Here is a 14,655-nt window from a genome sequence, read left to right on the forward strand (position 1 = left end):
GGAGCAAGCCCCGAGCCGCTGCGGGGTGAGCCCGGAGCCGGCTCCTCAGCTCTTCCGGTGCCCTATCAGCCGCGGCTTCGACTCCAGGTTCTCCAGCCCGTGCCAGCAGAGGTTCACCAGGTGCGCGGCCACCTCCGCCTTCTTCGGCTTGCGCACGTCCAGCCACCACTGGCCCGTCAGCGCCACCATCCCCACCAGCGCCTGCGCGTACAGCGGGGCCAGCTTCGGGTCGAAGCCGCGGGCCTTGAACTCCAGGCCCAGGATGTCCTCCACCTGCGTGGCGATATCGCTGATCAGCGACGCGAACGTGCCCGTCGACTGCGCCACAGGCGAATCCCGCACCAGGATCCGGAAACCGTCCGTGTACGACTCGATGTAGTCCAGCAGCGCGAACGCCGCCTGCTCCAGCAGCTCACGTGGATGCCCCGCCGTGAGCGCCCCCTGCACCATGTCCAGCAGCTGGCGCATCTCGCGGTCGACCACCACCGCGTACAGGCCCTCCTTGCCGCCGAAGTGCTCGTACACCACCGGCTTGGACACCCCGGCGCGCGCCGCGATCTCCTCCACCGACGTGCCCTCGAAGCCCTTGTCGGCGAACAGGGCGCGCCCGATGTCCAGCAGCTGCTCGCGGCGCTCCTTCCCCGTCATCCGGACCCGCCGGGCCCGGCGGGAGGGGGAGGTCCTGCTCTTGTCGCTGCCTGTGCTGGAGTCCGTCGCCACGTCGTCAATCATGCCGCGTCGGCCGGTACGGACGTGCGCCGGGAGTCGATCCGCGCGGCATCCGGCCACCGCACGTCATAGGCCCAGCCCAGCTTCTCGAACCAGCGGATCAGCCGGGCGCTGGAGTCGATCTGCCCCCGCATCACCCCGTGGCGGGCGCTCGTCGGGTCCGCGTGGTGCAGGTTGTGCCAGGACTCGCCGCACGACAGCACCGCCAGCCACCACACGTTCCCCGACCGGTCACGCGACTTGAACGGCCGCTTGCCCACCGCGTGGCAGATCGAGTTGATCGACCAGGTCACGTGGTGCAGCAGCGCGACCCGTACCAGCGAACCCCAGAAGAACGCCGTCGCCGCACCCCACCACGACATCGTCACCAGGCCGCCCACCAGCGGCGGGATCGCCAGCGAGACGATCGTGAAGGTCAGGAAGTGGCGCGAGACCGCCCGGATCGCCGGGTCCTTGATCAGATCGGGAGCGTACTTCTGCTGCGGCGTCTGCTCCTCGTCGAACATCCACGCGATGTGCGCCCACCACAGCCCCTTCATCAGAGCCGGCAGGCTCTCCCCGAACCGCCACGGCGAATGCGGGTCGCCCTCCGCGTCCGAGAACCGGTGGTGCTTGCGGTGATCGGCCACCCACCGCACCAGCGGCCCCTCCACCGCCAGCGAGCCCATCACGGCCAGCGCGATCCGCAGCGGCCGCTTCGCCTTGAACGAACCGTGCGTGAAATACCGGTGGAAGCCGATCGTGATCCCGTGACAGCCGATGAAGTACATCGCCACCAGCAGGCCGATGTCGAGCCAGCTCACCCCCCAGCCCCACGCCAACGGCACCGCCGCGACCAGCGCCACGAACGGCACCACGATGAACGCCAGCAGCGCGAACTGCTCGATCGACCGCTTGCTGTCGCCGCCCAGTGTGGCGGAGGGCAGCGGAGCCGCGGCGGCTCCGGGTGGCTCGGTCTCGTCGACCGCAGGAGGAGTGCTCGGCATGGGGGGATACCTCTGAGGGTGAGGGAGAAGGCTCGGACGGCCGTGGCTACGGTTCCGTAACCTACGGCTTGGTAAGTATGGCAGTGACGGGCCCCACAACACGAGAGGCCGCTCCAACCCGTCCCACGCGGTAGCCCGCCCGCCACCGGGGTAGGGGGTAACCGCCCGGGTGCGCCCGCGGCGGCGGCCGCGACCCCTGCGGGGCAACGGACACGCCGCCTGCGACGACACCTATCCTGGGAGGGTCGGACAGCGCGGTCCGCACCCGCTCGTCGGGGCGTGGCGACAGCACCGCTGCCAGCCGCAGGGCCCCGGACCCCGCCACCCGCCCCCACCGCCACGCACCGGGGGACGGCGAAGCGAACGCACCTCCTCATTCACTGCAAGGAGCCGCACACTGTGAGCAGTGCCGACCAGACCCCTGCCGCCAGCCCCGCGCTGCGCGCCGACATCCGCCGCCTCGGCGACCTCCTCGGCGAGACCCTCGTACGCCAGGAGGGCCAGGAACTCCTCGACCTCGTCGAACGAGTACGCGCCCTGACCCGCACCGACGGCGAAGCCGCCGCCGAGCTCCTCGGCGAGACGGAGCTGGAGACCGCCGCACAGCTCGTGCGCGCCTTCTCCACCTACTTCCACCTCGCCAACGTCACCGAGCAGGTCCACCGCGCCCACGAGATGCGCGACCGCCGCTCGGCCGAGGGCGGCCTCCTGGCCCGCACCGCCGACCGCCTCAAGGACGCCGACCCCGAGCACCTCCGCGAGACGGTCAAGAACCTCAACGTCCGGCCCGTCTTCACCGCCCACCCCACCGAGGCCGCCCGCCGCTCCGTCCTCAACAAGCTGCGCCGCATCGCCGAGCTGCTGGAGACCCCGGTCATCGAGGCCGACCGCCGCCGCCTCGACCTCCGCCTCGCCGAGAACATCGACCTCATCTGGCAGACCGACGAGCTCCGCGTCGTCCGCCCGGAGCCCGCCGACGAGGCCCGCAACGCCATCTACTACCTGGACGAGCTGCACGCAGGCGCCGTCGGCGACGTCCTGGAGGACCTCGCCGCCGAGCTGGACCGCGTCGGCGTCGAACTCCCCGCCGGGACCCGCCCCCTCACCTTCGGCACCTGGATCGGCGGCGACCGCGACGGCAACCCCAACGTGACGCCCGCCGTCACCTGGGACGTCCTGATCCTCCAGCACGAGCACGGCATCACCGACGCCCTGGAGATGATCGACTACCTCCGAGGCCTCCTCTCCAACTCCATCCGTTACGCCGGAGCCACCGAGGAACTCCTCACCTCCCTCCAGGCCGACCTGGAGCGCCTCCCCGGCATCAGCCCCCGCTACAAGCGGCTGAACGCCGAGGAGCCCTACCGCCTCAAGGCCACCTGCATCCGGCAGAAGCTCGTCAACACCCGCGAGCGCCTCGCCGAGGGCACCCCCCACCGCCCCGGCTGCGACTACCTCGGCACCGCCGAGCTCCTCGCCGACCTGGAGCTCATCCAGACCTCCCTGCGCGAGCACCGCGGCGGCCTCTTCGCCGACGGCCGCATGGACCGCACCATCCGCACGCTCGCCGCCTTCGGCCTCCAGCTCGCCACCATGGACGTACGCGAGCACGCCGACGCCCACCACCACGCCCTCGGCCAGCTCTTCGACCGGCTCGGCGAGGAATCCTGGCGCTACGCCGACATGCCGCGCGACTACCGCCAGAAGCTGCTCGCCAAGGAGCTGCGCTCCCGCCGGCCGCTGGCCCCCACCCCCGCCCCGCTCGACGCGGCCGGCGAGAAGACCCTCGGCGTCTTCCACACCATCAAGCAGGCCTTCGAACGCTTCGGCCCCGAAGTCATCGAGTCCTACATCATCTCCATGTGCCAGGGCGCCGACGACGTCTTCGCCGCCGCCGTCCTCGCCCGCGAGGCCGGACTCATCGACCTCCACGCCGGCTGGGCCAAGATCGGCATCGTGCCGCTCCTGGAGACCACCGACGAGCTCAAGGCCGCCGACCTCATCCTCGACGAGATGCTCGCCGACCCCTCCTACCGGCGCCTCGTCTCCCTGCGCGGCGACGTCCAGGAGGTCATGCTCGGCTACAGCGACTCGTCCAAGTTCGGCGGGATCACCACCTCCCAGTGGGAGATCCACCGCGCCCAGCGCCGGCTGCGCGACGTCGCCCACCGCTACGGCGTACGCCTGCGCCTCTTCCACGGCCGCGGCGGCACCGTCGGCCGCGGCGGCGGCCCCTCGCACGACGCGATCCTCGCCCAGCCGTGGGGGACGCTGGAGGGCGAGATCAAGGTGACCGAGCAGGGCGAGGTCATCTCCGACAAGTACCTCATCCCCGCGCTCGCCCGCGAGAACCTGGAACTGACCGTCGCGGCCACCCTCCAGGCCTCCGCCCTGCACACCGCGCCCCGCCAGTCCGACGAGGCCCTCGCCCGCTGGGACGCGGCCATGGACACCGTCTCCGACGCGGCCCACAGCGCCTACCGCAAGCTCGTCGAGGACCCGGACCTGCCGTCGTACTTCCTCGCCTCCACCCCGGTGGACCAGCTCGCCGACCTGCACCTGGGCTCGCGGCCCGCCCGCCGCCCCGGCTCGGGCGTCTCGCTGGACGGCCTGCGGGCCATCCCGTGGGTCTTCGGCTGGACCCAGTCGCGGCAGATCGTGCCCGGCTGGTTCGGCGTCGGCTCCGGCCTCAAGGCCCTGCGCGAGGCCGGTCTCGACACCGTCCTCGACGAGATGCACGAGCACTGGCACTTCTTCCGCAACTTCATCTCCAACGTCGAGATGACGCTCGCCAAGACCGACCTGCGCATCGCCCGCCACTACGTCGACACGCTCGTCCCCGACGAGCTGAAGCACGTCTTCGACGGCATCGAGGCCGAACACGCCCTCACCGTGCAGGAAGTCCTGCGGATCACCGGCGGCGAGAAGCTGCTCGACACCAACCCGGTGCTCCAGCAGACCTTCTCCATCCGCGACGCCTACCTGGACCCGATCTCCTACCTCCAGGTCTCCCTGCTCGCCCGCCAGCGCCAGGCCGCCGAACGCGGCGAGGAGCCCGACCCGCTGCTCTCCCGCGCCCTGCTGCTCACCGTCAACGGCGTCGCGGCAGGTCTGCGCAACACCGGCTGAGCACCGCGCAGTCAAACGGGCGGTCCTGCTACAGCGCGACGAACGTCGCCACCAGCAGGGCCGCCCCCGCCGTTCCCGCACCCCACGCCGTCCGCGTCATCCGCAGCCCCCCGCCGATCACGAACGCGGCCAGCACCAGCGCACCGGCGAGCGGAACCCAGGCATGCAGAAAGCCCGGCAACCCCGTGCGGACCACCGCATCGGAACCGGGCTTCACCACCACGGGGAAACGATCCCCCTCACGCGCCGCGACGGACCGGTCCACGGTCACCCGCGGGCGCTCCCGCGACACCGAGTCGGGTGTGAACGACCCGGTGCACTTCTCCTCGCCGCACTCCGTGACCGTCACGGTCCCGTGGTCGCGGCCCTTGGCCAGAATGATGTGGTGCGCGGCGTCCCACGACGCCCAGGCACCCGCGACCAGCAGCACCAGGACGACCAGCCCCATGGCCACCCGCCGCCCCGCTGCCGCCGCCCGGTGGGAAGAGCTCCGCTTCATGGGGGCAGATCCTTGGCCAGACCCGCACCCGCGGTCAACCTATGGCCGAAAAACGCCCCAGCAGCACCAGGAATGTCAGGAGTTGTACGCGGCGAGGGAGAGGCACCCCTCGCTCAGGAGTTGTACGCGCTCTGCGCCCGCTCAAGACCCTCCGCCAGCAGACACTCCACCGCGTCCGCCGACCGGTCCACCAGGAACGCCAGCTCCTTGCGCTCCGTCGACGAGAAGTCCTTGAGCACGAAGTCCGCGACCTGCATCCGCCCCGGCGGCCGCCCGATCCCGAACCGCACCCGGTGATAGTCCGGACCCATCGCCTTCGTCATCGACTTCAGCCCGTTGTGCCCGTTGTCCCCGCCGCCCAGCTTCAGCCGCAGCGAACCGTAGTCGACGTCCAACTCGTCGTGGATCGCGACGACATGGTCCGTCGGCACCTTGTAGAAGTCGCGCAGCGCCGTCACCGGACCGCCCGACAGATTCATGTACGACATCGGCTTCACCAGCACCACCCGCCGGCTCGCCGGACCCGGCGGACCGATCCGCCCCTCCACGACCTGCGCCTGCGCCTTCTGCGCCCGCTTGAACTTCCCGCCGATCCGGGTCGCCAGCAGATCGGCGACCATGAACCCGACGTTGTGGCGGTTCGCCGCGTAGTCGGGACCCGGATTGCCCAGGCCCACGATGAGCCAGGGGTCGGTGGCGTCGGACATCAGCGCTCGGTCTCCTCGTACTCGTACATCTCGCACTTGGGGCATGGCAGGCAGGGCAGGCACGGCAGCCGAACGGGGCGGCGGCTCCCCGGGAAGGGAACCACCACCCCGTCAGTCAAGCAGGTGGAACGGTGAGGGGAGAGGCTCAGGCCTCGGCGCCTTCGGCGGTCTCGCCCTCGGCGGCCTCGTCGGCGGCCGGCTCCTCGGCCTGCGCGGCGACGACCTGGATCACGATGGCGTCCTCGTCACCGGCCAGCGTGGCGCCCTTGGGCAGCTCGATGTCCTTGGCGACGATCGAGTCGCCGGCGTCCAGGCCCGCGACGGAGACCGTGACGGACTCGGGGATGTGGGTGGCCTCGGCCTCGACCAGCAGGGTGTTCTGGACGAACTCCAGCAGGTTGGCGCCCGGCGCCAGGTCGCCCTCGGCGTGGACCGCGATCTCGACCTGGACCTTCTCGCCGCGCTTCACGGTGAGCAGGTCGACGTGCTCGATGGTGCCCTTGAGGGGGTGACGCTGGACGGCCTTCGGGATGACCAGCGCGTCCTTGCCGTCGATCTCCAGACCGATCAGCACGTTGGCCGTACGCAGGGCGAGCAGCAGCTCGTGGCCCGGCAGCGTGACGTGGACGGGCTCGGCGCCGTGGCCGTAGACGACACCGGGAACACGGTCGGCGCGGCGGACACGGCGGGCGGCGCCCTTGCCGAACTCGGTACGGACCTCGGTGGCGAGCTTGATCTCGGCCATGGTGCACTCCTCGTCAGGTACGGAGAGCCGTCGGGGGTGACGGAACTCGAACGGTCACCCGGCCCACGACAGGCCTGCTACGAAGAGCGCGTCGATAACGGACCGCCGTACACACGGGTACGGCCTCCCTCGCCGAGCAACTCGCTGAGTCTACCCGGCGGGGAGGCCGCACCCCAAAGTGGATCAACAGGGGACCGCTCGGGCGGTCGGCCCTGCTCCTCTCAGCCCTGCCCTGTCAGCCCTGCTCCTCGAAGAGGCTCGTCACCGAACCGTCCTCGAACACCTCACGCACCGCACGCGCGATCGTCGGCGCGATCGAGAGCACCGTGATCTTGTCCAGCTCCAGCTCGCCCGGCGTCGGCAGCGTGTCCGTGAACACGAACTCGCTCACCTTCGAGTTCTTCAGCCGGTCGGCCGCCGGACCCGACAGCACGCCGTGCGTCGCCGTGACGATGACGTCCTCCGCGCCGTGCGCGAACAGGGCGTCCGCGGCGGCGCAGATCGTGCCACCGGTGTCGATCATGTCGTCGACCAGCACACAGACCCGGCCCTCGACGTTGCCGACGACCTCGTGGACGGAGACCTGGTTCGGCACGTCCTTGTCGCGGCGCTTGTGCACGATCGCCAGCGGGGCGTCCAGCCGGTCGCACCAGCGGTCGGCGACCCGCACGCGGCCCGCGTCCGGCGAGACGATCGTCAGCTTGGAGCGGTCGACCTTCGCACCCACGTAGTCCGCCAGGATCGGCAGCGCGAACAGGTGGTCCACCGGGCCGTCGAAGAAGCCCTGGATCTGGTCCGTGTGCAGATCGACGGTGAGGATCCGGTCCGCACCCGCCGTCTTCATCAGGTCCGCCACCAGACGGGCCGAGATCGGCTCGCGGCCCTTGTGCTTCTTGTCCTGGCGGGCGTACCCGTAGAACGGCACGATCACCGTGATCGAGCGGGCGGACGCGCGCTTCAGCGCGTCCAGCATGATCAGCTGCTCCATGATCCACTTGTTGATCGGAGCCGTGTGGCTCTGGATCAGGAAGCAGTCCGCGCCACGTGCCGACTCCTGGAACCGCACATAGATCTCACCGTTGGCGAAATCGAACGCCTTCGTCGGCACGAGACCGACTCCCAGCTGATGGGCGACCTCCTCGGCCAGCTCGGGGTGGGCGCGGCCGGAGAAGAGCATCAGTTTCTTCTCGCCGGTCGTCTTGATCCCGGTCACAGCACAGTCTCCTCAGACGTGTATCTGGCGCTGCACGCATAGGTCCCGATGTGCAACGAGCCAGCCGAAATGGGGTGAGCATCTATCACGGTACGCCGTCACCGGCGCACCTGTTTCCGGTCAGCTTTGCCCGTTGGGCTCCTGCGACGACGCCTGAGCGGCCTGCGCGGCGGCGCTGCCCGGACGCTTCCGGGCCACCCAACCCTCGATATTCCGCTGCTGGCCCCGCGCCACGGCCAGCGAACCGGACGGCACGTCCTTCGTGATGACCGACCCGGCGGCGGTGTAGACGCCGTCCCCGACCGTGACCGGTGCCACAAACATATTGTCCGAACCGGTGCGGCAGTGGGAACCGATCGTCGTGTGGTGCTTGGCCACCCCGTCGTAGTTCACGAAGACGCTCGCCGCACCGATGTTGGTGTGGTCGCCGATGGTCGCGTCGCCGACGTAGCTGAGGTGCGGGACCTTCGTCCCTTCCCCGATGGTGGCGTTCTTCATCTCCACGTACGTCCCGGCCTTGGCCTTGACCCCCAGCCGGGTCCCCGGCCGCAGGTACGCGTACGGGCCGACGGTCGCCCCCGGCCCGATCTCGGCCGAGAGCGTCACGGTGTTGTCGACGCGGGCGCCGGCGCCGACGAGGGTGTCCTCGATCCGGGAGTTCGGCCCCACCTCGGAGTCCTCGGCGAGATGCGTGGAGCCGAGCAGCTGCGTCCCCGGGTGCACGACCGCGTCCCGCTCGTACGTCACGGTCGCGTCGATCAGCGTGGACGCCGGGTCGACGATCGTCACCCCGGCGAGCATCGCCCGCTCCAGCAGCCGCTCGTTCAGCAGCCGGCGTGCCTCGGCCAGCTGGAGCCGGTTGTTGATGCCGAGGATCTCGCGGTGGTCGCCCGCCACGGACGCGCCGACGCGGTGCCCGGCCTCGCGGAGGATGGACAGCACGTCGGTGAGGTACTCCTCGCCCTGGCTGTTGTCGGTGCGCACCTTGCCCAGCGCGTCGCCCAGCAGCCGCCCGTCGAACGCGAACACCCCGGAGTTGATCTCGCGGATCGCCCGCTGCTCGTCGGTGGCGTCCTTGTGCTCGACGATCTCGGTGACCGCGCCGGTGGAGGGGTCGCGCACGATGCGCCCGTAGCCGGTGGAGTCCGGGACCTCGGCGGTCAGGACGGTCACCGCGTTGGCGTCGGCGGAGTGGGTGGCGGCGAGCGCGCCGAGCGTCTCGCCGGAGAGCAGCGGGGTGTCGCCGCACACGACGATCACGGTCCCGTCGACGGCCCCGCCGAGCTCTTCCAGCCCCATGCGGACGGCGTGCCCGGTGCCGTTCTGCTCGGCCTGGAAGGCGGTGCGCACGGGGGCGTCGCCGGCGTTGAGATGCGCGGTGACCTGCTCACTGGCGTGGCCGACGACCACGACGAGGTGCTGGGGGTCCAGCTCGCGGGCGGCGGCGACGACATGTCCGACGAGCGAGCGCCCGGAGATCTCGTGCAGAACCTTGGGAGTCTTCGACTTCATACGGGTGCCCTCACCCGCTGCGAGGACGACGACGGCTGCCGGGCTGGTTGCGCTCACGGATGTGCCCTTCGGCTTCGGGTGGTGGTCATCCGCAGGATACCGGGGGTGTTTCCACGGGAAACGGGGGCGGGCCCCGACCGGTGTGGTCGGGGCCCGCGTGTCGAAGCTCCCCCATCAGGATTCGAACCTGAACAGACGGTACCAAAAACCGCAGTGCTGCCTGATTACACCATGGGGGATTAATACCGGCTAAACCGGACATTGGATCGGTTCGCCGGATCGGCACCCAACACTATGCCGTACCAAGCGCCTTCCACGCGACGATAGAGCTCGGCGCTCTTGGTCACGTAGACGACGAGGCAACCGCGATAGGCCTCACCGGTGTTCTTGCGGTTGGTCTTCGGGGTGTGCTTCTTGAGTGTTGCCTTCATGAAGTCGGTGCGGGGCACCCCCGTGACCTCCGACCAGAAGCTCTCCGCTCCCGCCACGTCCACCGATTCGTGGATGCTGACGCGCACGTGCAGCCGCTCGCGTGCCACGCCCAGCAGGTCGAGCCAGCTGAGGTAGAACTTGATCACGTCGGGGTCGCTGTTGATGAAGAGCAGGCTTTCCCGGCGACTGTATGGCTTGTCCTTCATGCCCTCGGCCCAGTAGAGCGCGACGCCTGCGACAAAGAGCTCCCGATCGGTGAGTTCGCCCACCGACTCTCGTGCGACGCGCTTGGTCTCCAGTCGTTCCTGGTCCTGACCCGCCCGCAGCGCGGCGAGTCCTGCCTGCATCCGGGCGAGGCGCTCCTCTTCGGTGTAGCGAGGTTCAGGCTTCGGCAGATCCCGTACCCAGAGTGAGACCGAACTCTTCGAGCACCCCAGCTCCACCTGGATCTGGTCATACGTCATGCCCTTGAGGCGCAGTTCCCGGGCCCTCTCCCGGAGGTCGTCCTTGGCGTTCGGCCGCTTCGTCCACTCCGGTGCCGGTTCACCCTGGAGGAGGCGGTGGAGCATGTCGTTGTTGAAGACCTTCAGCCGGTCCCTGATCTGCCGAACGCTCAACCCCTCCCGGCGCAGCGCCACCGCCCGCTCGCGTAACCCCTCGAAGTCGGCGTACTTGCTTGTGGTTTCCGTCATACGGTGATCGTCGTCCGGAATGCGAACGTCCGGGTCGAAAGCGCGGTCGATTCGCCATTTCAGGCGATCGGCATGCGTTTCGTGCATGTTCGAATGCGGAACGTGCTGTTGCCGGTCACCCGGAATTGAGATGCGTCCGCCCGTAGGCTGGATGCCATGACCGCAACGGGGGCAGACCGGGAGGCGGCGGGATCGACCACCCGCGGCTACTGGTGGTGGGAGCGGCGACGGAGTGTCGCCCTGGACGTGGGACTGGCGCTGGTATCGGCGCTGGAGTGTGGCCTGGAGGGGGTGGAGTTCGCCCGGAACACCGGGATTCCGGTGCCGGTGGGTGTGGTGTTCGGGCTTCTCGCGGGTTCGGTGCTGCTGGTGCGCCGGCGGTGGCCGATCGTCGTGGTGTTGCTGACGATCGCGATGACGCCCGCCGAGATGGGCTTCCTGATGGCCCTGGTCGGCCTGTACACGCTGGCCGCCTCCGAGGTGCCGCGCCGGATCACCGTCGTGCTCGCGAGCATGGCGCTGGTGGGGACGTTCATCATCACGTACGTACGGCTGCGGCAGAGCGTGGCCGAGCAGACCGACTTCGGTCCGGGGGACTGGTACGTCCCCCTGATGTCCGTCTTCATGGCGGTGGGGCTCACGGCCCCGTCCGTGCTCCTCGGCCTCTACATAGGGGCCAGGCGCCGCCTGATGGAGAGCCTGCGGGAGCGGGCCGATTCGCTGGAGCGGGAGCTGTCCCTGCTCGCGGACCGGGCCGAGGAGCGGGCCGAGTGGGCGCGTACGGAGGAGCGGACCCGGATCGCCCGGGAGATGCACGACGTGGTCGCCCACCGGGTGAGCCTGATGGTCGTGCACGCCGCCGCCCTCCAGGCCGTCGCCCCGAAGGATCCGGCGAAGGCCGTGCGCAACGCGGCGCTGGTCGGGGACATGGGCCGGCAGGCGCTGACGGAGCTGCGCGAGATGCTCGGGGTGCTGCGGACGGGGGAGGCGCTGACCGCGCCGGCTGCGGCGGGCGGGGTTCCGCTGGCGTCGGTACGGCAGGCGGCCGCGGCGGCCGCCGCCTCCGCCGCGACGGAGGACGGGCCCCGGCTGCACGAGCTGGAGGCGCTGGTGGCGCAGTCCCGGCAGGCGGGGATGGTGGTGGAGCTGACGGTCCACGGAGACCTGCGGCCGTATCCGCCGGAGGTGGAGCAGACGGCGTACCGGGTGGTGCAGGAGGCGCTGACGAACGTGCACAAGCATGCGGCGGGCGCGAAGACGTGGGTGCGGCTCGCGCATCGGGAGGCCGAGGTCGCGATGCAGGTGGAGAACGGCCCGTCGGACGCGGGCGCGGCGGATGCGGGGTTGCCGAGCGGGGGGAACGGGTTGGTGGGGATGCGGGAGCGGGTGCTGGGGCTGGGGGGCGTGTTCGTCTCCGGGCCCACGGACGCGGGGGGCTTCCGGGTGTCGGCGGTGCTCCCGGTGGGGGCTGCCACTTAAGCCCGTGGCGCTTGGCCCTTTCAGCCCGTGCGCCTGGCTTTCAGCCTGTGCGGCGCGTGAGTGCCCACCTTTATAGCCCGTCCGGCGATTGAGGGCCAGCCTTCTCAGCCCGTCCGGCGATTGAGGACGGAACCCTGGTGGTGGGGAGCGGCGACCCCTTCGTGTCCGGGGAAGTGATGGTGCCGGTTCGTCCCGAGCCACGGTTCCGTCCTCAAACGCCGGACGGGCTGAATGGGCCGGGCCCGTCTGTCAGCCCTCAAACGCCGGACGGGCTGGATTTGCTCAGGCCGACGTAAGGCGCGGCGGTTGCGTGCCCGTGACCAGCGTGGACAGTGCCTCGTCGATGTCCTGGCCCAGGAACCAGTCGCCGGTGTGATCGATGCTGTACACCCGCCCCTCCGTATCGATCGCCAGCACCGCCCGCTCCTCGCCCTCCGCCCCCAGCGGGCTGACCTCGGTCTCCAGGGCCCGGCCGAGGTCCCCGAGCGTGCGGGCCAGGTGCAGGCCGCTCAGGGGGTCGATCCGTACCGCCGTGGGTGCGATGTGCCGGCCCGGCGCCGACGCGGTGATGCGGAGGCCGCCGAACTCCGCCCACGCCTCGACCGCGGCCGGGAACACCGCGTGCCGGTGGCCGGCCGGGGAGGCGTGGGAGCGCAGGGCGTCGGCCCATTCCTCCGCCTGGCGGATGTCCCAGCGCCCGGGCTGCCAGCCCGCCTCGCGCAGGGCGGCGTCGACGGCGACGGAGAAGCGGGTGGTGGAGGTGTGCTGCTGGCGGTCGTGCATCGGTGGGCGGTCAGCCCTTCTCGGCGGTGGTCGCGGCGCCGGTGGAGGTCAGGTCGACGGGGCGTACGCCGAAGTGGGACAGGAGGGCGGAACAGGACCGGCACGGCGGTGCGTAGCTGCCGTGCAGCGGGTCGCCGTCCTCGCGGATCCGCCGTGCGGTGATCCGCGCGTGCTTGAGCGCGCGCCGCGCCTCCCCGTTGGTCAGGGGTTTTCGCTGGGCCCGTTTGGAGCGCCCGGTCTCGGCGGCGGTGAGGTGACGGGAGAGCAGTATCGCTTCGGGGCAGCGGCCGGTGAAGCGTTCGCGCTGGCCGCTGGTGAGGGTGTCGAGGAAGTCCTGGACGAGCGGGTGCAGCACCGGCGGCTGGTCCCCCTTGCCCGCGGTGCAGGTCAGCGTCTCGCCGCGGACGGACAGCGCGGCGGCCACGGCCGGGAGGATCCCGTCGCGGCGGTGGATCAGTCGGGGCGTACGGCTTGGCTCGGTACTGCTCCAGCTGAGGCGCGGATCCCCTGATGTGACGGTTTGTGTGGAATGCATCGTGCTGACGTCCCTCCCTGCAATCCCCCGAGTTGCGGGGACAGCCTGCCAAATGTGCCGGGTGGTGGGGAAGCTGGGTGGGGGAAACGTGTCTGCGTGTCGCCCGAAGGTGCGAAACTGCCGCCTCACGGTCACGCGCCTGTGACCGTTCGTGACGGAAACGGCGGGGCGGGACCCCCTGTTGCCCCACCGCTTAGGCTGTGCGGAACACCGGACGCAGCAGGGGGCATCAGCCATGACGACAGGTCGGCTCGGGCAGCAAGCCGCGCCACCGAACGCCGCCTATGCCGGGCAGGTCGTGCATTTCCCGGATCCGGTCCGGGCGTCCCGGCACCCCGCAGGGGTGCGGATGGACGGGAACGGCCACCCGGTTCTCTCGCCGTACGCGCGCGCCGCGGCCGAGATCGCCGACCCGCCTCCGGGCTTCGGCATCGACGAGCTGCGCCTGACCGACTACGTGTCGGCGAACGCGGCGATGGCGGCGAGCGGACACGACCTGTGGGACACGATTCCCGCGGTGGCGACCCCGCACGGCTGGACGTGGCACCACGTGCCCGGCGGCCGGCGGATGGAGCTGGTGCCGGTCGAGGTGAAGGCGCTGCTGCGTCATCACGGCGGCCTCGCGGGTACGGACGTCGACCAGAACCGGCGTGGCACCCGCCCGTTGCAGGAGACCCGTCCGGCCCACTTCCGGCTGCCGAAGGGCGCGGGCGCGGTGACCGAGCAGCAGGTTCAGGGCGTCGAGGAGGACCTCGGCTACCGGCTGCCCGGCGCGTACCGCTCCTTCCTCAAGGCGGCGGGCGGTTCGGCCCCCGTGGGTGCGGCGCTGGACGCGGAACTGGGGCTGCTGGTGGACCAGCCGTTCTTCACGGTGCGTGACGAGGCCGCGATGAACGACCTGGTGTACGTGAACAAGTGTCTGCGGGACCACTTCACCAAGGACTACCTGGGCGTCGCGTTCGTCCAGGGCGGGATTCTCGCTGTGAAGGTGCGCGGCCAGGACGTCGGTTCGGTGTGGTTCTGCCCGTACGACGATGCCCGGGACCAGGACGGCTGGAGCGTCCAGGAGCGTGTGGAGCGGCTGCTGCTGCCCTGCGGTACGGACTTCGACGCCTTCCTGGAGCGGCTGGCGGGCAACCCGCCGGAGCTGGAGACCGTGGCGAACCTGATGGTGGACGGCGGCTTCGCGCGCGCCGTCCCGGTGGAGGGGTGAG

13 protein-coding genes and 1 tRNA gene are annotated in these 14,655 nt (G+C 70.5%); 3 read left to right on the top strand and 11 right to left on the bottom strand.

What is annotated here, in order from left to right; translation table 11 throughout:
• Positions 1-45: 45 nt before the first annotated feature.
• Both IE134_RS25290 and IE134_RS25295 read right to left on the bottom strand, forming a co-directional pair.
• Positions 46-732, bottom strand: a complete 687-nt coding sequence (locus tag IE134_RS25290) for a TetR/AcrR family transcriptional regulator (protein ID WP_030710457.1) — start codon at positions 730-732, stop codon at positions 46-48.
• A complete protein-coding gene (locus tag IE134_RS25295; protein WP_097948372.1) occupies positions 729-1,715 on the bottom strand; it encodes an acyl-CoA desaturase in 987 nt (328 codons plus the stop codon). The genes IE134_RS25290 and IE134_RS25295 overlap by 4 nt, the downstream gene beginning before the upstream one ends.
• Before the next feature lie 399 nt (positions 1,716-2,114).
• Between IE134_RS25295 and ppc the strand changes: the two genes are divergently transcribed.
• Positions 2,115-4,844: a phosphoenolpyruvate carboxylase gene (gene ppc / locus IE134_RS25300; protein WP_030710453.1), complete on the top strand. Its 2,730-nt coding sequence runs from the start codon at positions 2,115-2,117 to the stop codon at positions 4,842-4,844.
• A 28-nt stretch (positions 4,845-4,872) separates the two neighbouring features.
• Here the strand turns inward: ppc and IE134_RS25305 are convergent, their stop codons facing one another.
• The 7 genes from IE134_RS25305 to IE134_RS25335 all read right to left on the bottom strand — a co-directional run bounded on the left by IE134_RS25305 (position 4,873) and on the right by IE134_RS25335 (position 10,644).
• The gene (locus tag IE134_RS25305) at positions 4,873-5,343 is read right to left on the bottom strand and encodes a hypothetical protein (protein ID WP_030710451.1); all 471 of its coding nucleotides are present in this window, start codon (positions 5,341-5,343) and stop codon (positions 4,873-4,875) included.
• Positions 5,344-5,456: 113 nt separating this feature from the next.
• Positions 5,457-6,050 carry an aminoacyl-tRNA hydrolase gene (pth, locus tag IE134_RS25310; protein ID WP_030710449.1) on the bottom strand — a complete coding sequence of 198 codons (594 nt, stop codon included), beginning with the start codon at positions 6,048-6,050 and terminating at the stop codon, positions 5,457-5,459.
• 145 nt (positions 6,051-6,195) lie between these two features.
• Positions 6,196-6,795, bottom strand: a complete 600-nt coding sequence (locus IE134_RS25315; RefSeq protein WP_030710447.1) for a 50S ribosomal protein L25/general stress protein Ctc — start codon at positions 6,793-6,795, stop codon at positions 6,196-6,198.
• Positions 6,796-7,030: 235 nt separating this feature from the next.
• On the bottom strand, positions 7,031-8,008 hold the full coding sequence (locus IE134_RS25320) for a ribose-phosphate diphosphokinase (protein ID WP_006125162.1): 978 nt from the start codon (positions 8,006-8,008) through the stop codon (positions 7,031-7,033).
• Between the two features lie 120 nt (positions 8,009-8,128).
• The gene (gene glmU, locus IE134_RS25325; RefSeq protein WP_030710445.1) at positions 8,129-9,577 is read right to left on the bottom strand and encodes a bifunctional UDP-N-acetylglucosamine diphosphorylase/glucosamine-1-phosphate N-acetyltransferase GlmU; all 1,449 of its coding nucleotides are present in this window, start codon (positions 9,575-9,577) and stop codon (positions 8,129-8,131) included.
• 109 nt (positions 9,578-9,686) lie between these two features.
• Positions 9,687-9,759 (bottom strand) — tRNA-Gln (locus tag IE134_RS25330).
• Positions 9,760-10,644 carry a hypothetical protein gene (locus IE134_RS25335; protein ID WP_189431898.1) on the bottom strand — a complete coding sequence of 295 codons (885 nt, stop codon included), beginning with the start codon at positions 10,642-10,644 and terminating at the stop codon, positions 9,760-9,762.
• Between the two features lie 156 nt (positions 10,645-10,800).
• Between IE134_RS25335 and IE134_RS25340 the strand changes: the two genes are divergently transcribed.
• A complete protein-coding gene (locus IE134_RS25340) occupies positions 10,801-12,123 on the top strand; it encodes a sensor histidine kinase (protein WP_126932092.1) in 1,323 nt (440 codons plus the stop codon).
• Positions 12,124-12,405: 282 nt separating this feature from the next.
• Here the strand turns inward: IE134_RS25340 and IE134_RS25345 are convergent, their stop codons facing one another.
• Together IE134_RS25345 and IE134_RS25350 are read right to left on the bottom strand one after the other, a co-directional pair.
• Positions 12,406-12,906 (bottom strand): SUKH-3 domain-containing protein, encoded by a 501-nt coding sequence (locus IE134_RS25345; RefSeq protein WP_030710439.1) that lies wholly within the window; start codon positions 12,904-12,906, stop codon positions 12,406-12,408.
• A gap of 10 nt (positions 12,907-12,916) precedes the next feature.
• The gene (locus IE134_RS25350) at positions 12,917-13,441 is read right to left on the bottom strand and encodes a YwqJ-related putative deaminase (protein ID WP_030710437.1); all 525 of its coding nucleotides are present in this window, start codon (positions 13,439-13,441) and stop codon (positions 12,917-12,919) included.
• Between the two features lie 235 nt (positions 13,442-13,676).
• On the opposite strand from IE134_RS25350, the gene IE134_RS25355 reads away from it, so the two are divergent.
• Positions 13,677-14,654 (top strand): SMI1/KNR4 family protein, encoded by a 978-nt coding sequence (locus IE134_RS25355; RefSeq protein ID WP_030710435.1) that lies wholly within the window; start codon positions 13,677-13,679, stop codon positions 14,652-14,654.
• Position 14,655 lies beyond the last annotated feature (1 nt).

This window comes from Streptomyces rubiginosohelvolus (assembly GCF_014649875.1).
In the GTDB taxonomy this organism is placed as follows: domain Bacteria; phylum Actinomycetota; class Actinomycetes; order Streptomycetales; family Streptomycetaceae; genus Streptomyces; species Streptomyces rubiginosohelvolus.